Raw genomic sequence first — 24191 nt, 5'->3', positions numbered from 1 at the left:
GCGCTGGAGCGTGCCGCGGGAGGCGAGCCGGGCGTGCTGCTGCTCGGCGGGGACGCCGGCGTCGGCAAGACGCGCCTGGTCACGCACCTTGCGGACCTGGCCCGCGACGCCGGGGCGCGGGTCGTCGTCGCGCACTGCGTGGACCTGGGCGACGTCGGCATCCCCTACCTGCCGTTCACGGAGGCGCTGGGCGGGCTGCGGACGGTCCCGGCCGTGGCCGCGGTGATCGCCGAGCGCCCCGCCCTGACCCGGCTGCTCGACCCGGCCAGCGGCTCCGGCACCGACCACGCGGAGCGCCTGCAGCTGCTCGACGGCGTCGCGGGCAGCCTCGCCGCCGCCGGGCACGGGGGCTCCCCGCTGGTCCTGGTCCTCGAGGACCTGCACTGGGCGGACGAGTCGACCCGGGACGTGCTGCGGTTCGTGGTCGCGCGGATGCGCTCGGAGCACCTGCTGCTGGTCGCCACGTACCGCAGCGACGACGTGCACCGCCGCCACCCGCTGCGCCCCGTCATCGCCGAGCTGCACCGCCAGCGCCCCGTCGAGCACGTGGAGCTGTCCCCCTTCACGCCCGACGAGCTGCGCGAGTTCACCACCGCCACGCGCGGCGAGCCCCTCGACGAGGCCGAGTTCGACGCCGTGCGCAGCCGGTCGGACGGCAACGCGTTCTTCGCGGAGGAGCTGCTCGACGCCGGGCAGCCGTCCATGGGGCTGCCCTGGTCGCTGGCCGACGTGCTGCACACGCGGCTGCAGCGGCTGGACCCCGCCGTGCAGCAGCTGGTCCGCCTCGCGGCGGTCGCCGGCCGCCAGGTCGACGAGTCCCTGCTGCGCGCGGCGGCGCCGCGCGTGCCCGGCCTCGACGGTCCGGGCGTCGCCGACGCAGCCCTGCGCGAGGCCGTGGCGCAGCAGGTGCTGGGCGTGGAGGGCCAGCAGGTCGCCTTCCGGCACGCCCTCGTCGCCGAGGCCCTCGTGCTGGACCTGCTGCCCGGTGAGCGCACCACGATGCACCGCGCGTACCTGGAGGCGCTGGGCGCCGACCCGGCGCTCGGCTCGGCCGCCAAGCGCGCGCACCACGCCCTGCAGGGCCACGACCTGACGGCGGCGCTCGTCGCGTCGCGCGAGGCGGCCCGGCGGGCCGCCGAGCTCCTCGCCCCGGCCGAAGAGCTCCGCCACCTGGAGCAGGTGCTCTCGCTGTGGGACTCGGTGCCGGACGCCGAGGCGCTGCTGGGCGCCGACCGCGTCGCGCTGGCCCTGGAGACCGCTGCGGCCGCGAGCTCGGCCGGGCTGGCGACCCGGGCGGAGCAGCTCGCCCGGCGCGCCGTGGAGAGCCTCACCGGCGAGCCGGACCGCCAGGCCCTCCTGCGGCACGTGCTGGTGCGCTACGTGCTCGACCTGGAGTCCCTCGACGACGCCCTGGCGCAGTCCACCGCCGCGCTCGACGTCCTGCTCCCGGGCGCCACGGGCGCGGGCGTCTCGGGCCCGTTCCCTGAGGTGGCCGACGCCGACGCCACGCCGGAGCTCGCGTGGACGCTCGCCGTGCACGCGCGCGTCCTGCTCACCGTGGACCGGGACGACGAGGCCGACGTCGTCGCCCGGCAGACCGTCGACGTCGCCCGCCGCGCGGACGCCCCCGGCGCGGAGGCCGACGCCCTCGCGACGCTCTCCGTGCTGGAGGTGGGCACCCCGGACACCGCCGCCGCGCTGATCGACCGCGCCCGGGAGCGTGCCGTGGTCGCCGGCGACCTGCGCACCGAGATGCGCTGCTGGTACAACCTCGCGACCACCCACTTCTACGCGGGCCACCTCGACGAGGCCGAGCGCGTCCTCGAGGAGAGCATCGAGCGCGGACGCAGCACGGGCGTCATCTGGGGCGTGTACGGGGTGCAGCTGCTCGACCTCGCGCTGCTGGTGGCGTACTTCTCCGGCGACCTCACCGACCAGCCGATCCTGGACGGCGCGCCCGCGCCCGCCCTCGTCTACCTGGACACCGGCCGCCTCTACGCGACCACCGCCCGCGAGGGCGGCGACGCCGTCGCCGCCGCCGAGGCGCTGCGCCCGTCGTGGGGCGTGGACGGGCAGATCGCGCTCGTCGCCGGCGGCACGCTGGCCGACGCGCTCACGTGGGCGGGGCGGTACGACGAGGCCGTCGCCACGGCCGAGGAGGTCGCGGCCCACGTCGGCGCGACCTGGTCGGAGTACTTCCTGGGCCGCATCTGGCTGTCGGCGCTCGCCCTGGCCGGGCTCGCCGAGAACGCCGAGGCCGGGGGCCATGACGCCGACGCCGCGCGGACGCTCCTCGACCGCGGCGACGAGCTCCTCGCCGTCGCGCAGGAGACCGCGCGCCGCGGCCGTCCGCGAGGCGGCAGCCTGGGGCCGGAGGGTCGGGCCTGGCTGAAGCGGGCGGAGGCGGAGCACTCCCGCCTGCGCGCCGCCCTCACGGACGCCCCGGCCGCGCCGGAGCTGTGGGAGGCGACGGTCCGGGAGTTCGACTTCGGCTACCGCTACGAGGTGGCCCGGTCACGCTTCCGCTGGGCGCAGGCGCTGCGCGCGGCGGGGGACGTCCCGGCGGCCGAGGTCGAGGCGGCGGAGGCGCTCGGCGAGGCGACCGCCATGGGAGCGGCCCCGCTGGCCGAGGCGATCCACGCCTGGGGTCGGCGCGCCCGCGTGCCGCTGCCCGGCAGCCGCCGCACGACGTCCGTCCTCACGGAACGCGAGGAGGAGGTCCTGACCCTCGTGGCCCAAGGACTGAGCAACCGGCAGATCGGCGAGCGGCTCTACATCTCCACGAAGACGGTCAGCGTGCACGTGTCGAACCTGCTCGCCAAGCTCGGCGTCTCAGGGCGGACGGAGGCCGTCGCGGTCGCGCACCGGCGCGGGCTGCTCAACGTGTGACCGACAAGGTCCATACTGGGCGCGTGCCGAAAGCCCAGGCTGTCGGCTCGCTGCCCGGACCGCCGCCTCGGCCCGTGCCCGGTGCCACGTCCGACCGTGTGCCCGCGCCGTCCGCCGGTCAGGTCGTCGGTGAGCCCCTTGCAGACGAGGTGTTCGACCGCATCGCGCGGCTCGTGCACCGTCAGCTCGGCGTGCCCGCTGCCGCGGTGGTCATGCTCACCGACGACGGCGACGTCAAGACCCTGCCCGGCGCCGTCGGCTTCCCCGAGGGCGCGCAGCGAAGCCGCCGGATCGAGCTGCCCCGGCCGCTGACGGCGCTCGTCGCGCGGACCCGCACCCCGCTGGTCGTGGGCGACGCGGACGACGACCCGCGCGTCGAGGGCCGCCACACCATCGGCACCCTGGAGCTGGCCGCCTACGCCGGGTACCCGATCGAGGACGCGCGCGGGCACGTGGTCGGCGCCCTGTGGGCCGTGTCGTCGGAGCCGCGCACCTGGACGGAGACCGACCTCGCGACGCTGGCCGACCTGTCCGCCGCGGCCTCGGGCGAGCTGCGGCTGCGCGCGGAGCGGGAGCGTGCCCGGCTGGCCGAGCAGGTGGCGTTCCGTGCGCACCGCCGGTCGCGTTTCCTGCTGGGGCTCTCGGAGCGGTTCGCGCGCGTCACGACGCTGGACGAGGTCGAGGACGCCATCGCGCACGTCATCGGCACCGGCACGGGAGCCCGCTGGGTCTCGCTCGCCCTGGTGGACGCGGACCGGCGCCACCTGTCGTTCTTCACCGTCGGGCACCACCACCCCGGCGAGCCTGCGCTGCGCAGCACCCGCCTGGACGCGCCCCGGCCGGACACCCACGTGGTGCGGAGCCGCGCCGCGCTGCGGTTCCGCGACCACGCGGAGATGGTGGCGAGCTACCCCGAGATGAGGCCGGTGGGCTCCGTCTCCGAGGGCGCCCGGTCCTTCCTGCCCGTGATGTCGAACGGGATGGTCGTGGGCGTCATCGCCTGCGTGTGGGACCAGGCGCGCGAGCACGACGCCGACACGGCCGCCCTCGAGTCGACGATCAGCCGGTACGTGGCCCTCGCCCTCGAACGCGTCGCCCTGCTGGAGGCGCGGCGCCGGGTGGCGACGACGCTGCAGGAGTCGATGCTCACCGCGCCGCCCGCGGTGGCGCACCTCGACATCGCGACCACCTACGCCCCCGCCGCCCGCACCGACCAGGTGGGCGGCGACTGGTACGACGCCGTCGTGCGCGACGACGGCACGGCCATCGTCATGATCGGCGACGTCGCGGGGCACGACGTGCACGCGGCCGCGCAGATGGGCCAGCTGCGCTCCATGCTGCGGGCGCTCGCCTGGAGCCACGACGAGTCGCCGGCCGGGCTGCTGACCCGCCTCGACAAGGCGAACGCGCGTCTCGGTCCGCGCGCGATGGCGACCGCCGTCGTCGCCCGGCTGGACCGCGACCCCGCCCCCTGCCCGGAGGACGCCGTCGCCGGCACGGAGCCGCCGGAGCGTGCGTACACGCTCACCTGGTCGGTGGCGGGCCACCCGCCGCCGATGGTGCTGCGCCGCGACGGCCGGGTGGAACGCCTGGACGCGACGCCCGACCTGCTGCTCGGCGTCGTCCCGTCCACCGCGCGCGCCGACCGCACGGCCCGTCTGCTGCCCGGCGACACGCTGGTGCTCTACACGGACGGCCTCGTGGAGCGCCGCGGCGTCCCGAGCGACCAGCGCCTGGCCGACCTGGAGCGGGTGCTGCGCTCGGCGCACGGCGAGGCGACGTCCGCCGTGCCGCGCGCCCTGGTGCGGGGCCTGGTGGGCGACCGGCAGCGCGACGACGTCGCGGTGCTCGCGGTGCGCGTGCGCGTCCCCGCCCCGTCCGGCCCGCCGTCGTCTGCCGGGCCCGCGAAGGCGGAGCGCCGCGTGGCGGACGACGACCTCAGCGACCTCGGCCCGGCGCGCCGGTGGGTGGACGACGTGCTCGAGTCGTGCGACGTCTCCGACGAGCTGCGGCGGACGGCGATGCTGCTGACCAGCGAGGTGCTGACCAACGCGCTGGAGCACGGCGAGGGCCCCATCACCGCGACCGTCGAGGTGGACGGCCGGCGCCTGCGCGTCGGGGTGCGGGACGGCAGCACGGCCGAGCCGGAGCTGCAGTCCCCGCAGCCGCAGGACCTGTCGGGCCGCGGGGTGCTGTTCCTCGACCGGCTCGCGTCCCGGTGGGGCGTGGAGCTGCACGACGGCTCCGACGCCGTGGGCCGGCACTCCGGCGTGGTCGAGGGCAAGACCGTGTGGTTCGAGATCGACCGGGAGGCGCGGCCGCTGACCGGCACCGTCTCGCGGGTGCGGCTGCCGACGCCCGCCAGCGGGACGGTCCCGCTGGTCGAGCGCGTGCTGCGCGACGACCGGCGCTGAGCGCGGCGCCCTCCCCGAAGGTCGCCCCGGGCGACACCCCTGCCGCGCGTCGGAGGCGCGTCGTACGGTGTGAGACGTGACACACACTGCCCAGCGCGGCGCGCCCGCGACATCGACCACGGCCGACGCCGCCACCGGTGATGACGTCGGCGCCCTGCTCGAGCAGTACCGCCGCGAGCTCACCGGCTACTGCTACCGCATGCTCGGCGGCGCGTTCGAGGCCGACGACGCGGTGCAGGAGACGCTGCTGCGCGCGTGGCGGTCCTACGACCGCTTCGAGGGGCGGTCCTCCCTGCGCTCGTGGCTGTACCGCATCGCGACCAACGTGTGCTTCGACCACCTCGGCTCGTCCAAGCGACGCGAGCGCCCGATGGGGCTGGGCGGCCCGCAGCCCGCGGAGGAGCAGTACTTCGGCGAGGTGCTCGCCGAGGACCGGTGGCTCGAGCCCGTGCCCGACGACGCGGTCCTGCCGCGCGAGGGCGACCCGGCGGACGTCGCGGTCGGCCGTGAGTCGATCCGCCTCGCGTTCGTCGCCGCCCTCCAGCACCTGCCCGCCCGGCAGCGGGCCGTGCTGGTGCTGCGCGAGGTGCTGCGCTGGTCGGCCGCCGAGGTGGCCGAGCTCCTCGACACCACGGTCGCGTCCGTGAACAGCGCGCTCCAGCGCGCCCGCGCCACCCTGGGCAGCAAGGGCCTGCGACGGCCGGGCGGGGCCGCCGAGGCGGAGGACGCCGCCGCGGACGACGAGCGGTGGGCCCCCGTCGACCAGGACCTGCTGGAGCGGTACCTGGACGCTTTCGAGCGCTACGACATGGAGGCCCTCGTCGCGCTGCTGCACGACGACGCCGTCCTCAACATGCCGCCCTACACGATGTGGGTACGCGGCAGCCGCGAGGTGATCCGCTGGATGACGGGGCCGGGCGCCGGCTGCCGGGGCTCGCGCTGCGTCACCGTCCAGGCGAACGGGTCGATGGCGTACGCGCAGTACCGCCAGAACCCCGCGGGCGGCTGGTCGCCCTGGGGGCTCGCCGTCCTGGAGGACGACGGCCGCGGCCGGATCACCGGCATCACGACCTTCCTCGACACCGCGACGTGGTTTCCCCGCTTCGGGCTGCCGGACCACCCGCCCGCGCTCTGACCCAGGTCTCGTGAGGCTCTCGGGTCAGGCGGGTGGGGCGTCCGCTGCACCCCGGAGGTAGGCCTCGGCGGCCTGCGGGACGGGGATGCGCGGGTCGATGACCTCGTTGTTGAGGTGCGTCGCCGCGTACGCGGCGCGGAACTCGGACGGCGTCACGCCGGCGCGCTCGCGGAACCGCTTGAGGAAGTTCCGGCTGTCGCGGAAGTGGGAGTGGTGGGCGACCTGACCGACCGGCAGGTCGGTGCGCACCAGCAGCACCTTCGCCGTCTCGATCTTGAGGTCGAGGATGTAGTCGCGCAGGTTGGTGCCGTGGGCGGCCTTGAAGGTGCGGTTCAGGTAGTCGGGGTTGACCTTGAAGCTGCGCGCGACCTCCGCGACGGTGAGGTCCGCCGAGATGTGGCTGCGGATCCACTCGGCCACCGGCGCGGCGCGCGGACGGCGGCCCTCGACGGCGTCGCCGCGCCCCCGCAGGTAGTCGTCCGTGAGCTCCACCAGCAGCGCCCCCGTGAGGAAGTCGCACTCCCGCTGGCTGTAGCGGAACCGGTTCGCGGCGTCGAGCACCTGCCGCAGGGCGAGCACGGCCCGGTGCCACCGGCTCGGGCTGAAGCGGGGCGGCAGCAGGCACACGTCGTTGAGGACGGCGCTGAAGCCGCCGTTGCGGACCCGGTCGAGCTCGCCGGCGAACCGCCCCGGCAGGGCGCCGCCCGGGTCCCCGCCGTCCTCGATCTCCTGCCAGTCCGCGAAGAAGTGCAGCCAGTAGAAGGCCGTCTCCTCGGTGGTCTCGGCCGCCCCCTCGACGGTCGCCCCGGGCGGTGTCATGACGCACGTGCCCGGGCCCAGCTCGACCGGTTCGCCGTCCACGAGCAGGGGCACCGTCCCCGTGACGCCGAGGAAGATCTCGAAGTCGCGCTGGTGGTGCAGGCGCTTGTGCCGCCACCCGGCGGGCGCCGTGAACTCGCCGGCCTTGTAGAAGAAGATCGGCTCGGCGAGGGAGATCTCGAACATCATGCCTTCCCGCGGCACCCGGTCGAGTAAGGTCGGATCCGACCACCTTTACGCGCCATCTGGCGTTCCCCCGGGACCACTGTGACGAATTCTAGTCGGAAACGCACACCAAGGTGGGGGGTGCGTGCCTCGCGCAGCGCTCCCGGCGCTCCCTACCGTGGGCCGACGGTTCATCGACGTACCACGAGGGAGACGGCGCTATGACAGCGAGCGTCATGGACGAGGCACCCGCCACGTCCGGCACGAGGCAGACGGCGCAGATGCCCCTGTACCGGAAGGTGACGTACGCGTTCACCGACCTGTCCGGAAACCTGCTGTACTGCATCATCTCGGGCTACGCCCTGTACTACTTCACCGAGGTGTACGGGCTGTCGATCGCCACCGCCGGCGCGATCCTGCTGGCCGCGCGCATCATCGACGCCGTCGACGCGCCGGTGTGGGGCTTCATCATCGACCACACCCGCAGCCGGTGGGGCCAGAGCCGACCGTGGTTCCTGTGGATGGCGATCCCGTTCCCGCTGACCGTGTGGCTGCTCTTCACCACGCCCCCGATCGACGGCACGGGCAAGGCGGTCTACGCGGCCGTCGTCTACATCCTCGCCGGCATCACGTACACGGGGATGTCCACGCCGATCACGTCCGTGCTGCCCAACCTGACCTCGAACCTGCAGGAGCGCACGGTCGCCAACTCCTTCCGCATGGTCGGGGGCAACGTCGGCAACTTCCTCGCGGTGACGTTCGTGCTGCCGCTGGTCACGTTCTTCGGCGGCTCGCCCACGTCGCAGTCGGGCTGGTCGCTCACCGTGGGGCTGTACGCGATCGTCGCGTTCGTGCTCCTCGTGGTCGCCTTCGCCACCATGCGCGAGAAGAACGTCGAGCGGGCGACCTCGATCTCGGTGCGGGACTCGGTGCGGGCCGCGCGCGGCAACTGGCCGTGGGTGCTGCTCGTGGTCGCCAACGTGCTCTTCTGGGTGGGCCTGACCGCCCGCACGACGGCGCTGCCGTTCTACTTCCAGTACAACCAGGGCAGCACCGCGGCGATCGCGCTGTTCAACGGCGTCTCGATCGTGCAGGTGGCCGGCATGGCGTCCGTGCCGCTGCTCGTGAAGCGCCTCGGGAAGTACGGCAGCACGATCCTCGGCTTCGCGCTGGCGATCGTCGGCCAGGTCGGCCTGGCGCTGTTCGCCGGCGACGACGTGCTGCTGATGGCGTCGTGGGTCGTGGCCTGCCTCGGCAGCGGCACGGCGTGCGCGCTGTTCTTCGCGATGGTCGCCGACACCGTCGACTACGGCGAGTGGCGCAACGGCGTGCGCGCCGCGGGCTTCCTCACGGCGATCGGCAGCTCCTTCTGCATCAAGATGGGGGCGGGCCTCGGGGCGTTCCTGCCGTCGGTGATCATGGGCGCCGGCGGCTACGTCGCCGACCAGCCGCAGTCCGCCACGGCCCTGGCCGCCATCCAGTTCTCCTTCGCCTGGCTGCCCGCCCTCGCCTTCGCGCTCGGGATCGTCCCGATGCTCGTCTACCGGCGCTTCGAGCGGAACGAGCCCGTCGTGCTGGCCGCGCTCGCCGAGCGCGCAGAGCAGCCCGCCCCGCCCGCCGACGGCACCGCCCCCACGTCGCCCGAGACGCACCGCTGACACCGCAGGAGCAGGTCATGACCACCACCCCGGTCACCCACCCGGCCACACACCCGGCCACACACCCGGTCGAACCCAGCACCACCCCCGCGCTGGTCGCCCTCGAGATCACCTCCCCGTTCTGGGTCCGCTACCGCGACCTGGTCGTCGACGAGGTCCTGCCCTACCAGTGGCGGGTGATGACGGACGAGGCCGACATCGAGATCGCCCACGAGCCCGGCGGGAACGAGGCCAGCTACGCCTCCAGCCACGCCGTGGCGAACTTCGAGATCGCGGCCGGACGCGCCAGCGGCCGCCACTCCGGCTACGTCTTCCAGGACACCGACGTCTACAAGTGGCTCGAGGCCGTCGCCTACGCCCTGCGCTACCGCCCCGACGCGGCGCACCTGCGCCGGCTCGCCGACTCCGTCGTGGAGCTCGTCGCCGCCGCCCAGGAGCCCGACGGCTACCTGTGCACCTTCTTCCAGATCGAGGCGCCCGAGCGACGCTTCGCGCGGCTGCGCGAGTCCCACGAGCTGTACACGATGGGGCACGGCATCGAGGCCCTCGTCGCCTACCACGAGGTGACGGGTGACGAGCGGGCCCTCCGCGTCGCCGTCGCCATGGCCGACTGCCTGGACCGCGCGTTCGGTCGCGGACCCGGACAGCTGCGCGGCTACGACGGCCATGCCGAGGTCGAACTCGCCCTCGCCCGCCTGCACGAGGCCACCGGCGAGGACCGCTACCTCGCGCTGGCCCGCTTCTTCCTCACCGAGCGCGGGCAGGACCCGGAGTTCTTCGACCGGCAGGTCGCCGAGGACGGCCCCGAGCGTTCCCTCATCGACGGGATGCACGCCTTCGACCGGGCGTACTTCCAGGCCGCCGAGCCCGTGACCGAGATGGCCACCGCGGACGGTCACGCCGTGCGCCTGGCCTACCTGGTCACCGGGATGGCGCAGGTCGGCCGGCTGGCCGACGACCCGGAGCTGTCCGCGAGCGCCGAGCGCCTGTGGCACAACGTCACGCGGCGACGGATGTACGTGACCGGCGCGGTGGGCTCCGCCCAGCACGGCGAGCGGTTCACCACCGACCACGACCTGCCCAACGACACCGTGTACGGCGAGACGTGCGCCTCGGTCGGGATGGCCTTCCTCGGCCGCGCCCTGCTGCGCGCGCGGCCCGACGGCGAGTTCGCGGACGTCGTCGAGCGGGAGCTGTTCAACTCGGCGGTCAGCGGCATGTCCCAGGACGGCACGACGTTCTTCTACGTCAACCCGCTCGAGGCGGACCCCGCGTGGCACGCCAACCCCGGCCTGGCGCACGTCCTGACGCGGCGGGCGGACTGGTTCGGCTGCGCGTGCTGCCCCAGCAACGTGGCGCGCCTCGTGGCGTCCGTCGACCAGTACGTCTACTCCGCGACCGACGACGACACGGTCCTCGTGTCCCAGTACATCGCCAGCGAGGCGACGTTCGACGGCGGTGTCCGGATCAGCCAGGCGTCGCAGCTGCCCTGGGGCGGCACCGTCCGCCTCGACGTCGCCAACCCGGACGGCCGTCGCCTGCGCCTCGGTGTGCGGATCCCGCAGTGGTCCGCGGGCGCGTACCGGCTCGTGGTCGACGGCGTGCCCTGCGACGAGCAGCCTCGCGACGGCTACGTCTTCGTGGACGTCTCCGCGCCGAGCACGGTCGTCTCGCTCGAGCTCGACATGACACCGACGCTCGTGCAGGCGGACGACCGTGTCCGCGCCGACGTCGGGAAAGTCGCGGTCACGCGGGGCCCGGTCGTCTACTGCGCCGAGGGTGCGGACAACGTCGCACCCCTGTGGCTCTACCGGGTCGGCCTGGACGCCGAGCCCGTGTACCGGTTCGACGAGCTGCTGCTCGGCGGCATGGGGCGCCTCTCCCTGCCCGCCCGCCGCCGGGTGCCCGACGGCGACGACGCGAGCCTGTACCGGCCGGCACGCCGCGCCCGGTGGGAGGACGCCACCCTGGAGCTCGTGCCCTACTTCGCGTGGGCGAACCGGTCCGAGGGGCCGATGAGCGTCTGGGTCGACGCGGAGGACTGACCGCGGGCGCGTGCACTGCGCTTGCCGCCTCTCGGCGGTGCGGTCGTGCCCTGGCCGCCCCGCTGGGCTACGTTTTCCCGCATGACCACGGACGCCCCGCAGCCCGAGGGCGTGCCCGGCGTCGGGCCGGCCGCGCCCCCGCCGACCGCCCCCGACGAGGAGGTCGACGACTCCGTCCGGCCCGTCCAGCTCGACAGCCGCAACCCCCCGCGCTGGCTGCCGCGGGCGCTCGCGATGGTCGTGGTGGCGGGGTTCGTCGCCGTCTTCCTCTCGTACGCGCTGGGGCAGCTCGGCGGCCTGGCCGTCAACGTGCTCGTCGCGTTCTTCATCGCGCTGGCGCTGGAACCGATCGTCGTGTGGCTGGTGCGGCACGGCTGGCGGCGCGGCGCGGCGGCGGGCGTCGCGCTGGGCGGGGCGATCGTCGTCGTCCTGGGCGTCCTCGCCCTCTTCGGCAACCTGTTCGTCCAGCAGCTCGTGCAGCTCGTCTCGTCGCTGCCCGCGCTCTACACCAGCCTCCAGACCGGCATCGAGCAGCGCTGGGACGTCACCGTCCCCGACTCCGACGACCTGATCGCCCAGACCATCGACCAGTGGGGTCAGGACGTCGCGACCGGCGCGATCAGCGTGGGCGTCTCCATCGTGGGAGTCCTGTTCGCGATCACCACGATCCTGCTCGTCACCTACTACGTGATCGCGGCGGGCCCGCGCTTCCGCGCGGCGATCTGTGCGTGGCTGCGGCCCGACCGGCAGCAGGAGGTGCTGACGCTGTGGGAGATCACGCAGGTGAAGGTCTCCGACTTCATCAGCTCGCGCATCGTGCTCGCGTCGCTGTCGAGCGTGTTCACGTTCGTGTTCCTGCTGATCATGGACACGCCCTACGCGCTGCCGCTGTCCGTGTTCACCGGCGTCGTGTCGCAGTTCGTGCCCACGATCGGCACGTACATCGGCGGGGCGCTGCCCGTGGCCGTCGCGCTCGCGGCGCAGGGGCTGCCGCAGGCGGTGGCCGTGCTGGTCTTCATCATCGCGTACCAGCAGCTCGAGAACCTCATCTTCTCCCCCCGGGTCAGCGCCCGGGCGCTCGAGATGAACCCCGCCGTGTCGTTCCTGGGCGTGCTCGCGTTCGGCGCGGTGTTCGGGGCGCTCGGCGCGTTCCTCGCGCTGCCGATCCTCGCGACGATCCAGGCCGTCGCCAACACGTTCCTGCAGCGGCACGAGCTCATCGAGTCGCACCTGCTGCACGACCCGACGCGCTCCGGCGAGGGGCGGACCGCGCGTCGCGACCGCAACCTCGAGGCCGGCGAGCGCGCCGCCCGCGAGGCCGAGGCGCGCCGTCGCGACGGCGCGGAGGAGTGACGATGACTCTCGCAGGCGGGATCGCCCTCGTCGTGGCGTTCGGGGTGGCAGGCCAGGTGGGCGCGCGGGCGCTGCGCGTTCCGTCCATCCTGGTGCTCCTCGGGCTCGGCCTCCTGGTCGGCCCGATCCTCGGCTGGCTCGACCCGGACGCCGTCTTCGGCGACGCCCTCTTCCCCCTGGTCTCGATGGCGGTCGGGCTGCTGCTGTTCGAGGAGTCGCTCAAGCTGGACTTCACCCGCCTGCGCGGCGGCGCGCGGCGGCCCGTCCTGGGGCTGGTGACCACCGGCGCGCTGCTGACAGGTGCGGGCGCGACGGCGATCGCGTACCTCTTCCTCGACCTGACCTGGGGCCGGGCCGCCGTCATCGGCGCCATCCTCATCGTGTCGGGACCGACGGTCGTGGGGCCGCTGCTCGCGATGATCCGCCCCCGCCAGCCCGTGGAGTCCGTGCTCGCCTTCGAGGGCATCTTCATCGACCCGATCGGCGCCACCGTGGCGCTCGCCGTCGCGAACGTGGTGCTGCACGCCGAGCCCGTCCGGCTCCTGGAGACCGCCGGCTCCGGGCTCCTCATCGGGGCGGCGGGTGCCGCCCTCCTGGTCGTGCTCATCCGGTTCGGCCGGGTGCCGAAGGAGACCGAGGTGGTGCTCGCGTTCGCCTTCGCCCTCGGCGTCTACGCCCTCGCCGAGGCCGGGCACGACGAGGCGGGGCTGTTCGCGACCACGGCCCTGGGCGCCGCGCTCGCCAACCAGCGCGTGGCTCGGACCGAGCCGCTGCACGAGTTCGGCACGCACATCGGGCTGCTCCTCATCGGGTCGCTGTTCATCGTGCTGTCGGCCCGCGTCGACCTGGAGGCGCTGGTCCGGTACGCCCTGCCGACGGCCGGGATCGTCGCGCTGCTCGTGCTGGTGCTGCGGCCGCTGGTCGCGATCGTCTCGACCTGGGGCACGGGCCTGCGGTGGTCGGACCGGGCGATGATCGGCTGGATGGCGCCACGCGGCATCGTCGCGGCGTCCACCGCGTCCGTCTTCGCCCTGGAGTTCGAGGACGCCGGGGCACCGTTCCCGCAGCTCGTCCCGGTGATCTTCGGCGTCGTGCTGCTCACCGCGGTCGTGTACGGCTTCACCGGCACCCCGGCGGCCAAGCTGCTCGGCGTGCGCGCCGACGAGGCGGAGAGCCTCGACGCGGACGGCGTGCCCGTGAGCCGGACGGTCTGAGCACGGCGCGCTGCCTACGATGACCGCATGGACGACCGCATGACCGGTCCCGTGCTGGTGGGCATCCCGCACGACCACCACCCGAGCGTCCCCCGGCGGGCAGCGGCCCTGGCGTCCGCCCTGGGTGCCGACCTGCTGTGCGTGGTGGTCGACGAGAGCGCCGTGCGAACGCCGTCGGGCGCCGTCGTCCCCGTGGACCCGGACACCGGCACCGCGCCGCTCGACGAGGCCGCCCTGCGCGACGCCGTCGCCGCGGCCCTGACGGACAGTCCCGTGCGGTGGCGGCTCCTGCTGACCGGCGGCGACCCGGCCGCGGAGCTCGCACGGATCGCCGCGGAGCACGACGCCGCCCTCGTCGTCGTGGGGGCGCGCCGGCCCGGCGTGCGGGGCTGGGCCACGCACCTCGTGGGCGGCACCGTCGCCGGCCACCTGATCCACGACCAGCCGCGGCCGGTCGTCGTGCTGCCGGACCAGCACACGGGCGACGCCTCGTGACGGCGGGCCGCCCGCCCGCGCTCGTGCGGCCCGCCCACCGGCGGCCAGGGCTCGTCGCGCTCGTCGCCGCGGGGGGTGCCGTGGGGACCGCGGCCCGCTACGGGCTGACGCAGGCCTGGCCGGCCGTGCACGGCTGGCCCGTCGCGACGTTCACCGCCAACCTGGTCGGCGCGTTCGTGCTCGGCTGGCTGCTCGAGGCGCTCGCCGCGCGCGGACCCGAGACCACGGGCGTGCAGCGGGTGCGGCTGGCCGTCGGCACCGGCGTGCTGGGCGGCTTCACCACGTTCTCCTCGCTGGCCCTGGAGACCGAGCGGCTGCTGACCCACGGCAGCGTCGCGCTGGCGGTGGTCTACGCGGGCGCCACGCTCCTGCTCGGGTACCTCGCCTGCCTCGGCGGCGTGCTGCTGGGCGCGGACCGGAGGGCACGATGAGCGCGGTGGTCGCGTTGCTGGTCGTGGCGGTCGCCGGCGGGCTCGGCGCCGCGGCGCGCTTCGTGGTCGACGGCGCGGTGCGCGCGCGGACGCCGGGCGCGGCGTTCCCGTGGGCCACCGTGGTGGTGAACGTGTCCGGCTCGTTGCTCATCGGCCTGGTCACCGGCGTGCTGCTCGGCGCCGGCGACCCGTCGTCGCTCGAGCCGTGGCGGCTCGCCGTGGCGACCGGGTTCTGCGGCGGCTACACCACGTTCTCGACGGCGATGGTGGAGACCGTGCGGCTCGCCCGGTCCGGGCGGGCGCGGCTCGCGCTCGCCAACGCCCTCGGCACGATGGCGCTCACCCTCGTCGCCGTCGGCGTCGGGATCGCCGTCGGCGTGGCTGTCGGCCGTCTCGGGTGAGGCTGACCGGAATGGCGTCGTGCGTGCTGACCTGGTCATCGTGCGTGCTGACTTGATCCTCAAACGGGCCGTTTGAGGATCAGTTCAGCACGCACGATGCCAACGGCGGGTCAGTGGCGGGCGTGGGCCTGGTCCTGGAGGTCGTTCCAGGACTCGAGGGCGTCGGCGAAGTCGCGGACGGCGGCGTCGAGGTTCTCCTGAGCGTCGCGGAGGGCGTCGATCCGCTCGTCGACCGCCTCGGTGGTGGTGGGCTCGCCGGCCTGGAGCAGGTCGTTCGCGGCCCGGAGCCGCTTGCGCAGACGCTCCCCGGACCGCTTGTCGACGCTCTCCACCTGGGCATGGTTGTCGTCCCAGACGTGCTGGGCGTCGTCGACCAGGTCGGCCAGCCGGTCTCGCGCCTCGTGCCAGCGGGCCCGGTCCTGCTGCGCGACGAGCTGGTCGTGCGACGCCTGCACCCGGTTCGCCGCGGCGACGAGGGCGTCGACCGCTTCCGCGCGGGCGACGCCGGCCTGCGTCTCGTCCGCGGTGGTGTCGCCGGCGAGGTCGCGGGCCCGCTCGATCGCAGCCTTCAGGTCCGTGCGGACCTGCGGGTCCGCGACCCGCCCCTTCGAGTCCTGCAGTACCTGGTCGGCCTGCGTGATCGTGGTCTGCAGCTCCTGCGTGGTGGCGACCGGCGCGGCCGGCGCGGGGTCGAAGCGCTGCCAGGCGAACCACAGCACCACGAGGACCGCACCCAGCACGACGGTCACCCCTACCGCGGTGGACAGCCGCTTCCCCGACGCCATCCGGTCCTCCCTCGTCCGCCGCACCCCGTGCCCTGTGTCGGGGGTGCTTGTCTCGCGTGTGCTGTGCCCGAGACGTCGGCGACGTCCGGGCGACACACACGGTAAGGGGTCGGGACGGCACGTCCGCCCCTCGTGCTGATCGTGCACGGGACTGGTCAAGCAGCGGACGACGTGCTGTCCGGGGCGCGTTCCTGCCCCGCCCGCACGACCCCCTCCCGCGCCGCGCCGTCCTCGTGGCTAGGGTGTGCTGCGTGAGCCATCGGAGCAGCAAGCTGGTCTTGCTCGACACTGCGAGCCTGTACTTCCGCGCCTTCTACGGCCTGCCGGACTCGCTGCGGTCCCCCGACGGCGCGCCCGTCAACGCGGTGCGCGGCCTGCTCGACATGATCGCCTTCCTCGTCACGGAGCACCGGCCGGACCGGCTCGTGGCGTGCTGGGACGAGGACTGGCGGCCGGCGTTCCGCGTCGAGGCGATCGGCTCGTACAAGCAGCACCGGGTCGCGCGGACCACGCCCGCGGGCCAGCCGGACGTCGAGGAGGTGCCCGACGCGCTCACGCCCCAGGTGCCGGTCATCGTCGACGTGCTGGCCGCGCTCGGCATCGCGCGCGTGGGTGCGCCCGGCTACGAAGCGGACGACGTCATCGGCACCCTGGTCACCCGCGAGGTGGCGCGCAGCGCCGCGACCACGATGCCGATGGCTGGCATCGCCGGCGCCGTCGGGGTCGTGCTGCCCGCCAGCGTCGACATCGTCACCGGGGACCGCGACCTGTTCCAGCTCGTCGACGACGCCGCCGGCGTGCGCGTGCTGTACCCGGCGCGCGGCGTGCGCGACCCGGACGTCGTCGACCAGGCGCGGCTCGCCGAGAAGTACGGCGTGCCGTCCGGCCAGGCCTACGCCGACATGGCGACGCTGCGCGGCGACCCCTCCGACGGGCTGCCCGGCGTGCCCGGCATCGGGGAGAAGACGGCGGCCAAGCTGCTCGCCGCATTCGGCGACCTGGCCGGCCTCCGCGCGGCCGCCGAGCACGGTGCGAAGGGCCTCACGGCCACCCAGCGCCAGAAGCTGCTCGACGCCGCCGACTACCTCGACGTCGCGCCCACCGTGGTCCAGGTCGCGCGGGACGCCCCCGTCGACGAGGTCGACGACGCCCTGCCGCGGGAGCCGAAGGACCCCGAGGCCTTGGACGCCCTCGCCGAGCGGTGGGGCATCCGCTCCAGCGTGGACCGGGTGCTCGCCGCGCTCACGTCCCGCGCCTGATACCGGCCCCCTGCACCAGCGTCAGCAGGCGGCGACCGGCGTCCCCTCGCCGGCCGCCAGGTCGTAGGCCTCCAGGGCCTCGACCTTCTGCGCCGACGGCGACGACGCGTCGAACTCGTGGCCCAGCCACTGGGTGACGAGCGTCCGCGCGACCTCGAGGCCGATGACGCGCTGCCCGAGCGTGAGCACCTGCGCGTTGTTCGACTTCACCAGCCGCTCCACGGAGAACGAGTCGTGCGCCACGGAGGCACGGACGCCGGGCACCGTGTTCGCCGCCATCGCGACGCCGATCCCCGTGCCGCACACCAGGAGGGCACGGTCCGCGCGCCCGGCGGCCACCTCACGGCCGGCGGCCACGCCGATGTGCGGGTAGTCGGTGTCCTCGGCGGCGGCCACGCCGACGTCGACCACCTGGTCGACCCGCGGGTCCGCCTCCAGCTGCGCGCGCAGCGCCTCCTTGTAGTCGAAGCCGGCCGAGTCCGAGCCGACGACGATGCGCCATCCCATGCGAGCACGTCCTTCCGTGTCCTGGTCCTGTGATCAGTGGTGCGGTGAGGGGGGTCTCGGCCGTGCCGAGCGGGGGGCCGGCGCGGTCAGCGCACGGCGTGCCGCGCGGCGACGGCCTCCACGCAGAGCGCGAACGACACCGCCCCGGGGTCCGGGGTGCCGACCGACCGCTCGGCCAGGGGACGGGCCCGCCCGACCCGCGGCACGAGGTCCGCCGTGGCCGCCGCCGCACGCGTGGCCTCGGCCGCCGCGGCGCCCCACGCGCGCTCGAGGGCACCGGCGTCGTCGACGTCCGCGGTGCCGCGCTCGAGCGCGTCCACGAACGGACCGACCGCGTCGAGGAGCGTCTTGTCCCCCGGGCTGGCCTTGCCGAGGTCGCCGAGGGCCGCCAGGTAGTCCCGGCACGCCCGCGCGACGTCGGCGGGCTGCGGCGCGCCGGTGTTGCCGAGCCGGAGACCGGCGGCCCGCAGCCCGGCGCCCCAGAGGACACCCGAGGTGCCGCCCGCGAACTCGGCCCACGCGTCACCGGCCGCCGACAGCACGCCCTGGACGCCCCAGCCGGCGTCCAGCGCACGCCGGGCCGCCGCGAGGCCGTGGTCGATGCCGCGGACCATCCCGCGCCCGTGGTCACCGTCGCCCGCGACGGCGTCGATGCGGCCGAGCTCCTGCTCCGCCTCGTGCACCGCCTCGGCGGCGGCGGTCAGGCCTGCCACCACGAGGCGGGCGGCGTCGCGCGACGCGACGTCGCCCTCGACGGGCACGACCTCCTGCGCCAGCTCGGTGAGCTCCTGGTCGACGTCGGTGGCGTCGGCCGCGACGGCGTCACCGCGACGCCACGCGGGCGTGGTCGCGGGGTCGAGCCAGAGCTCGGTGAGCTCGTCGTCGAGCCACGTGACGGTCAGCGAGACCCCGCCCATGTCGAGGCTCGTGACGAGCTCGCCGAGCTCGGGCGCGACCAGCGTCAGACCGGCCTCCCGCAGCAGTGGAGCCACCGAGGCCCACAGCACGAACAGCTCCTCGTGCGACGTCGAGCCCAGCCCGTTGAGGACCACCGCGGCACGACCGTCCGAGCCCGCCGGGCGCTCGGCGAGGACGCGCTCCACCAGCAGCCGCGCCATCTGGGGCGCGCGCAGCGCGGGGACGTCCTCGAGGCCCGGCTCCCCGTGGATGCCCAGGCCCAGCCCCATGGCGCCCTCGGGCACCGTGAAGTGGGGCTCGTCGGCGCCCGGGAAGGTGCAGCCGGAGAAGGCCAGGCCGATCGTCGTCGTGCGGGCGTTCGCCCGCTCCCCGACCCGGACGACCTCGTCGAGGTCGAGGCCGCGCTCGGCCGCGGCGCCCAGCATCTTGAAGACGACGAAGTCGCCCGCGATGCCGCGCCGGCGATGCCCCTCGGCGGCGTCCGCCGACGCGACGTCGTCGGTCACCACGAGCTGGCGCGCCGGGATGCCCTCGGCCTCCAGCCGCTCCCCCGCCAGGCCGAAGTTCATGACGTCGCCCGCGTAGTTGCCGTACGTGAACACGACACCGCGCCCGCTGTGCGCGAGCCGGCCCACCGAGTAGGCCTGGGCGGTCGAGGGGGACGTGAAGATGTTGCCCACCACCGCGCCGTCCGCGAAGCCGGGGCCGACCAGACCCATGAAGGCCGGGTAGTGGCCCGATCCTCCGCCGACGACGACGGCGACCTTGCCCGCCGTCGACCGACCGCGGCGCACGACGCCGCCCGGGACGGCCCGGACGAGGTCCGCGTGCAGGTCGCCGAACCCGGTGACGGCGTCGGCGGCGAACTCGGCGGGGTCGTCGAAGATCCGGGTCATCGTGCCTGCACCTCGCTCAGCAGGTCCGCCATCGCGTCGTAGGAGCGCTGCGCGTCGGCCTCGCGGTCCTGCTCGGCGACGTCGTGGGTCTCCAGCTCGAGGACGTACGTCCCGGCGAAGCCACCGTGCTCCAGCGCTGCCATCACGCCGGCGAAGTCGACCTGGCCGCGACCGATCCCCAGGTTGAGGTTGCCCGGGACGGCGTCGCGCAGGTGGACCCGCTCGACACGGGCCGCGTGCCGCTCCGCCCATGCGACGACGTCCTCGTCGGAGGCGACGACGTGCGAGGTGTCGAGCAGCAGGCCGATCACCTCCGGGCCGAGCTCGTCGAGGACACGGTCGGCGCGAGCCACCGTCCACGCGAAGCGGCGGTGGTGGAGCACCTCCACCAGCAGCCGGACGCCGTGCTCGGCGCAGAGGTCCGCCACCCGCCGGAGGTTCTCGGCGATCCGCGCGAGGTCGGCGTCCTCGTCCTGGTACGGCTCCCCGGACTGCCCGCCCGCGGGGAGGATGAGCGCCGCACCGGTCGCCGCCGCGAGCCGCACCAGCGGCAGCGCCGTCGCGGCCAGGGTCTGCGGGTCGAGCGCCGGGTCGTTGAGCGGCCCGACGTCGGCGTTCACCGCACCGGCGCGCAGCCCGTGCCGCGCGAGCGTGGCGGCGTAGGCCTCGACGTCGCCCTCGAACGGGACCGGCACGTGGTCGCAGACCCCCGGCAGGGCGCCGAGGTCGACCTCCTGGGCCCCGGTGCCCGCGATGAGGCGCACGGCCTCCTCGAAAGGCCGGAACCGGAAGGTGATGGTCGAGATGCCGATGCGTCGCGCGGTCGCAGGCGCTGCGGTGGTGCTCATGGATCCTCCGTCCGCTCGTCGTCGCCGTCAGGCGATGTACGAGCCGCCGTTGATGTTCTGGGTCGTGCCGGTGAGGTACGAGGCGTCCTCGCTGGCGAGGAACGCGATCAGCGCCGCGATGTCGTCGGGGGTGCCCTGCCGCCGCAGCGGGACGGACGCGGCGAGCCGCGCCTCGTTCTCGGCGTCGGTCGCGCCGGCGCGGATGTCGGTGTCCACCACGCCCGGGCTGATCGAGTTGACGGTGATCCCGTAGGGCGCCATCTCGCGGGCCAGGGACCGGGTGAGGCCGAGCACGCCCGCCTTCGCGGCGGAGTACGGCGTCTTGGAGAAGACGCCGCCGCCCTGCTGGGCCGAGACGGACGACATGGTGACGATGCGCCCGTAGCCGCCGTCGATCATGGCGGGGAGGAACGCCTGGCAGGCGAGGAACGTCCCCGTGAGGTTGATGTCGACGACGCGCCGCCACTCGGCGAGGTCGACCTCCAGGAACGGCACCGGCGAGGCGACGCCGGCCACCGTGGCGAGGGCGCCGACAGGCGGCAGGTCCGACGCGGCGACGACGGCCGCGGCGGCGCGCACCGACTCCTGGTCGGTCACGTCCACCTCGAGGCCGAGCGCGGCCACGCCGTGGTCCTGCGCCAGGGTGTCGGCGGCGGACTTCGCGCCGGCCTCGTCCAGGTCGAGCAGGACGACGGCCCAGCCCTCGACGGCGAACCGGCGGGCGGTGGCGAAGCCGATGCCGCGCGGGGACGCGGCGCCGGTGACGACGGCCGTGCGGGGGCCGACTCCGGTCTGGAAGCTCATGGGAAGGTCCGTTTCTGTGGAGGGTGGGGGTGCGGCCGGTCAGGCGCGGGACGCGACCGGGTCCGCGGCCTGCGGGCTGCGGGTGCTGCCCGGCTCGTCCGGGGTGCTCGCCGCGAGGGCGGCGGCGGTGGCGCGCTCGGCCTCCGCACGCCGGGCGGGCCCGTACGTCTCGGGCGTGACGAGCGCGGCGACCAGACCGATCGCGCCGTAGCCCATGAACAGGACGGCGGGCCCGGCCCAGCCGAAGGCCTCGTACAGCGAGACGGCCCAGAAGGCGGTGAACCCGGAGACGACGGCCGCGAGCTGGTAGGCCAGGGACGCCCCGGAGGAGCGGGTCTCGGTCGAGAACAGCTCGGCGAACCACGAGCCCTGGGTGCCGGCGAGCGAGTTGTGGCAGAAGGCGAACGCGATGGCGAAGACGGCGATCACCATGCCGACCTGGCCGGTGTTGACCATGAGGAACATCGGCACGCCGAAGGCGAGCATGAGGGTGGTGCCGAACAGGTACACGGGCCGGCGTCCGACACGGTCGGTGAGGCGGCCCCACAGGAGCGTGGCCGGGAGCCCGAGCAGCGCGGCCACCACGATCGCGAGGATGGTGTGCGGGCGGGTGGCGAGGCCGTTGCTCTCCACGTACGAGGTCACGTAGGTGATCGACACGGCGTAGCCCGCCGTCTCCGCCACGCGCAGCCCGAAGGCGCGCACGAGGTTGCGCCAGTCCTGCCGGATCACGGTGACCAGCGGGTTCTTCGCGAGCGTGCCCTGGTCCTTCGCCTCCTCGAACTCCGGCGACTCCTCCACGCGGAGCCGGATGTACATGCCGGCGAGGATCAGCACGGAGCTCAGCAGGAACGGCACCCGCCACGCCCAGTCGCCCGGCAGGCCCGCGCTCCCGAGGAACGCGAGGTTGGCCAGGAGGAGGCCGAGGGGGAAGCCGGCCTGCGGGATGGCGGTGTACGCGCCCTTGCGGCGCCACGGGGCGTGCTCGTACGTCATGAGGATCGCCCCGCCCCACTCGGCGCCGAACGCGAGCCCCTGGATCACGCGCACGATCACCAGCAGGACCGGCGCGAGGACGCCGACGCTCGCGTAGGTCGGCAGGGCGCCGATCGCGACGGTGGCGAGGCCCATGACCAGCAGCGACGTGACCAGGACCGGCTTGCGGCCCACCTTGTCGCCGAGGTAGCCGCCGATGATCCCGCCGAGCGGGCGGGCGGCGAAGCCGATGCCCAGCGTGGCGAACGACAGCAGCAGCCCCGTCGTGGGGTCGCTCTCGGGGAAGAACACGTGGCCGAAGTACAGGGCCGCCGCCGTGCCGTACCCGATGAAGTCGTAGTTCTCCACGGTGGTGCCCACCGCGCTGCCGATCGCCACGCGGAGCTTGTGGCGCGTCCCGAGCACCGGGGTGCCGTCCCCCGGAGCCGTCGTCGTCGATGTCATCGCATCTCCCTTGATGGAGCCCTCGTCGGTGAGTGGTGTTCTACTGTTAACAGTAGAACACAGGAACCATGCAACCCCACGTGGAGACTTGTCAAGGCCTGCCGCACGGCCGCCAGGACCGACGACGACGTCGTGGCAGGTCAGGCGCGAAGGTGCAGGTTCAGCGGTGTCGGACGGGCACGGCGTCCTCCGGGGTCAGACGGCGGCGTGGTCGCGCATCCGCGCGACGATGCGGCTGGCGGCGTCGCTCATGTGCGTCCGGAGGAAGTCGGCTCCCCCGGAGGCGTCGCCGGCCGCGACGAAGGCGACGAGCGGCGCGTGCCGCTCGTACGCCATGTTGTGCAGGGCCGTCTCCGGGCCGGCCGCGGTGACCGCCGCCCGGGTGAGGCCGGAGACGGACCGCCACCCGTGGACGAGCGTCTCGTTGCCGCTGAGCTCGCACAGGAGCTCGTGGAACGCGAGGTCGGCGTCGACCTGGGCGGCGAAGTCACCCTCCGTGCGCTGCATCGCCTCCAGCGCCTCGCCGAGGCGTACCGCGGCGGCCGCGTGGTCGGCACGCTCGCACACCAGCTCGAGCGCCAGGCTCTCCAGCGCGCGGCGGACCGCGAAGATGTCGTCGACCTCGCGCTCGGAGACGACCCGGACGGAGAGCCGCCCGCGCGCGTCCGCGGAGACGAGCCCCTCCTGCTGCAGGTGCCGCAGGGCCTCCCGCAACGTGCCGCGGCTGACGCCGAGGGCCTCGCTGAGGTCGACCTCCGCCAGATGGGTACCCGGGGGCAGGTCACCGGCGCTGATCGCCAGCCGCAGCCGGTCGAGGATCATCTCGCGCCGCGTCTGCGACGCGATCGACCCCAGCGCGCTCAACGAACCCTTCGACCCACCCGGCATAGGGCAAGCCTACGGTCGCCGCGTCAGCCCCCGGGCGTTGCGGGCGGGCGTTTGGCCCCGGTCCGGTCCCGGATCGGGGCCAAACGTCCGCTCACAGCCCTCGCTCAGGGCTGGAAGACGCAGAACTCGTTGCCCTCGGGGTCGGCCATCACGGTCCAGCGGATCTCGTCGTCCTGCGGCCGCAGGACACGCGCGCCCCGCGCGACGAGGTCGTCGACGGTGACACCCTCGTTCAGCGTGACGTCCCAGTGCCAGCGGTTCTTGACCGTCTTCGGCTCGGGCACCGGGACGAAGTCGAACGACTCGAAGGGCACACCGGCTCCGCGGTCCAGGTAGGCGTAGCCCGCGTCGTCGTCCCAGGTCACGTCCCCGCCGAGCAGGCCGTGCCAGAACTCCGTCACCACCCGGTAGTCCGCGCAGTCGACGACGACGTCCTTCAGCCGGTAAGCGGGCACCTCGTCGTAGGTGAAAACGCAGAACTCGCCGGCCTCGGGGTCGGCCAGCGTCGTGTAGTGGAACCGACCGGGCTCGCTCAGGCGCGGCCTGTCAGGGAACTCGTCGAGCGACCGGGCGCGCACGTCCGGGTGCACGCGGTGCTTGACGGTCTTCGCCTCGGGCACGGTGTTCACCCACACCGTCCGCTCCGGCACCGGCTCGGGGCCAGGGTCACGCAGCACGGCGTCGCCGTCGTCCAGCAGCTCCATGCGCAGCCCCAGCGTCTGCGCCCAGAACGCCCCCAGCACCTCCGCGTCCACCGCGTCGACGCAGAGCGAGTTGAACGTCACCAGGTTCATGGCGCCGAGCCTAGAACGTTGTGGGTACGAAAT

The 24191-nt window shown here is 74.3% G+C and carries 20 protein-coding genes; 11 read left to right on the top strand and 9 right to left on the bottom strand.

The window, feature by feature from the left end; translation table 11 throughout:
- The 3 genes from ACFT55_RS08495 to ACFT55_RS08485 form a co-directional block, all read left to right on the top strand.
- A partial coding sequence (locus ACFT55_RS08495; protein WP_380243379.1) for an AAA family ATPase occupies nt 1–2889 on the top strand: 2889 nt, incomplete at its 5' end.
- Between the two features lie 23 nt (nt 2890–2912).
- Nucleotides 2913–5303, top strand: a complete 2391-nt coding sequence (locus ACFT55_RS08490; RefSeq protein WP_380243378.1) for a SpoIIE family protein phosphatase — start codon at nt 2913–2915, stop codon at nt 5301–5303.
- Between the two features lie 76 nt (nt 5304–5379).
- Nucleotides 5380–6438, top strand: coding sequence for a sigma-70 family RNA polymerase sigma factor (locus ACFT55_RS08485; RefSeq protein ID WP_380243377.1), 1059 nt, complete (start codon nt 5380–5382; stop codon nt 6436–6438).
- Nucleotides 6439–6462: 24 nt separating this feature from the next.
- Here the strand turns inward: ACFT55_RS08485 and ACFT55_RS08480 are convergent, their stop codons facing one another.
- A complete protein-coding gene (locus ACFT55_RS08480; RefSeq protein ID WP_380243376.1) occupies nt 6463–7443 on the bottom strand; it encodes an AraC family transcriptional regulator in 981 nt (326 codons plus the stop codon).
- Nucleotides 7444–7643: 200 nt separating this feature from the next.
- On the opposite strand from ACFT55_RS08480, the gene ACFT55_RS08475 reads away from it, so the two are divergent.
- The 7 genes from ACFT55_RS08475 (at nt 7644) to ACFT55_RS08445 (ending at nt 15019) form a co-directional block, all read left to right on the top strand.
- Complete coding sequence (locus ACFT55_RS08475; RefSeq protein ID WP_380243375.1) at nt 7644–9080, top strand: MFS transporter; 1437 nt, start codon at nt 7644–7646, stop codon at nt 9078–9080.
- A gap of 17 nt (nt 9081–9097) precedes the next feature.
- Nucleotides 9098–11125 (top strand): glycoside hydrolase family 127 protein, encoded by a 2028-nt coding sequence (locus ACFT55_RS08470; protein ID WP_380243374.1) that lies wholly within the window; start codon nt 9098–9100, stop codon nt 11123–11125.
- 81 nt (nt 11126–11206) lie between these two features.
- On the top strand, nt 11207–12478 hold the full coding sequence (locus ACFT55_RS08465) for an AI-2E family transporter (RefSeq protein ID WP_380243373.1): 1272 nt from the start codon (nt 11207–11209) through the stop codon (nt 12476–12478).
- A gap of 2 nt (nt 12479–12480) precedes the next feature.
- Nucleotides 12481–13692 carry a cation:proton antiporter gene (locus tag ACFT55_RS08460; RefSeq protein WP_380243372.1) on the top strand — a complete coding sequence of 404 codons (1212 nt, stop codon included), beginning with the start codon at nt 12481–12483 and terminating at the stop codon, nt 13690–13692.
- 27 nt (nt 13693–13719) lie between these two features.
- On the top strand, nt 13720–14187 hold the full coding sequence (locus ACFT55_RS08455; RefSeq protein ID WP_380243371.1) for a universal stress protein: 468 nt from the start codon (nt 13720–13722) through the stop codon (nt 14185–14187).
- On the top strand, nt 14184–14618 hold the full coding sequence (locus tag ACFT55_RS08450) for a fluoride efflux transporter FluC (protein WP_380243370.1): 435 nt from the start codon (nt 14184–14186) through the stop codon (nt 14616–14618). Before ACFT55_RS08455 ends, ACFT55_RS08450 begins: the two co-directional genes overlap by 4 nt.
- Nucleotides 14615–15019, top strand: coding sequence for a fluoride efflux transporter FluC (locus ACFT55_RS08445; protein ID WP_380243369.1), 405 nt, complete (start codon nt 14615–14617; stop codon nt 15017–15019). The genes ACFT55_RS08450 and ACFT55_RS08445 overlap by 4 nt, the downstream gene beginning before the upstream one ends.
- Before the next feature lie 110 nt (nt 15020–15129).
- On the opposite strand, the gene ACFT55_RS08440 is transcribed toward ACFT55_RS08445, so the two are convergent.
- Nucleotides 15130–15804, bottom strand: a complete 675-nt coding sequence (locus ACFT55_RS08440) for a hypothetical protein (RefSeq protein WP_380243368.1) — start codon at nt 15802–15804, stop codon at nt 15130–15132.
- Nucleotides 15805–16055: 251 nt separating this feature from the next.
- Here ACFT55_RS08440 and ACFT55_RS08435 point away from each other — a divergent pair, with 251 nt between their 5' ends.
- The gene (locus ACFT55_RS08435) at nt 16056–17063 is read left to right on the top strand and encodes a 5'-3' exonuclease H3TH domain-containing protein (RefSeq protein ID WP_380243367.1); all 1008 of its coding nucleotides are present in this window, start codon (nt 16056–16058) and stop codon (nt 17061–17063) included.
- A gap of 21 nt (nt 17064–17084) precedes the next feature.
- Here ACFT55_RS08435 and ACFT55_RS08430 read toward each other — a convergent pair whose 3' ends face one another.
- From ACFT55_RS08430 to ACFT55_RS08400, 7 genes are all read right to left on the bottom strand, one after another.
- Nucleotides 17085–17570: a ribose-5-phosphate isomerase gene (locus tag ACFT55_RS08430; RefSeq protein ID WP_380243366.1), complete on the bottom strand. Its 486-nt coding sequence runs from the start codon at nt 17568–17570 to the stop codon at nt 17085–17087.
- An 86-nt stretch (nt 17571–17656) separates the two neighbouring features.
- Nucleotides 17657–19384, bottom strand: coding sequence for a dihydroxyacetone kinase family protein (locus ACFT55_RS08425; RefSeq protein WP_380243365.1), 1728 nt, complete (start codon nt 19382–19384; stop codon nt 17657–17659).
- A complete protein-coding gene (locus ACFT55_RS08420; protein ID WP_380243364.1) occupies nt 19381–20232 on the bottom strand; it encodes a sugar phosphate isomerase/epimerase family protein in 852 nt (283 codons plus the stop codon). The genes ACFT55_RS08425 and ACFT55_RS08420 overlap by 4 nt, the downstream gene beginning before the upstream one ends.
- Nucleotides 20233–20259: 27 nt before the next feature.
- Complete coding sequence (locus ACFT55_RS08415) at nt 20260–21036, bottom strand: SDR family NAD(P)-dependent oxidoreductase (RefSeq protein WP_380243363.1); 777 nt, start codon at nt 21034–21036, stop codon at nt 20260–20262.
- 39 nt (nt 21037–21075) lie between these two features.
- On the bottom strand, nt 21076–22476 hold the full coding sequence (locus tag ACFT55_RS08410; RefSeq protein ID WP_380243362.1) for an MFS transporter: 1401 nt from the start codon (nt 22474–22476) through the stop codon (nt 21076–21078).
- A 195-nt stretch (nt 22477–22671) separates the two neighbouring features.
- On the bottom strand, nt 22672–23364 hold the full coding sequence (locus ACFT55_RS08405; protein ID WP_380243361.1) for a GntR family transcriptional regulator: 693 nt from the start codon (nt 23362–23364) through the stop codon (nt 22672–22674).
- Between the two features lie 104 nt (nt 23365–23468).
- The gene (locus ACFT55_RS08400) at nt 23469–24158 is read right to left on the bottom strand and encodes a VOC family protein (RefSeq protein ID WP_380243360.1); all 690 of its coding nucleotides are present in this window, start codon (nt 24156–24158) and stop codon (nt 23469–23471) included.
- Nucleotides 24159–24191 lie beyond the last annotated feature (33 nt).

Source organism: Isoptericola sp. NPDC057191 (assembly GCF_042670225.1).
Classification (GTDB): Bacteria; Actinomycetota; Actinomycetes; order Actinomycetales; family Cellulomonadaceae; genus Isoptericola.
The sequence above is the reverse complement of the archived record's forward strand: the minus strand, read 5'-3'. Positions and strand labels throughout refer to the sequence as shown.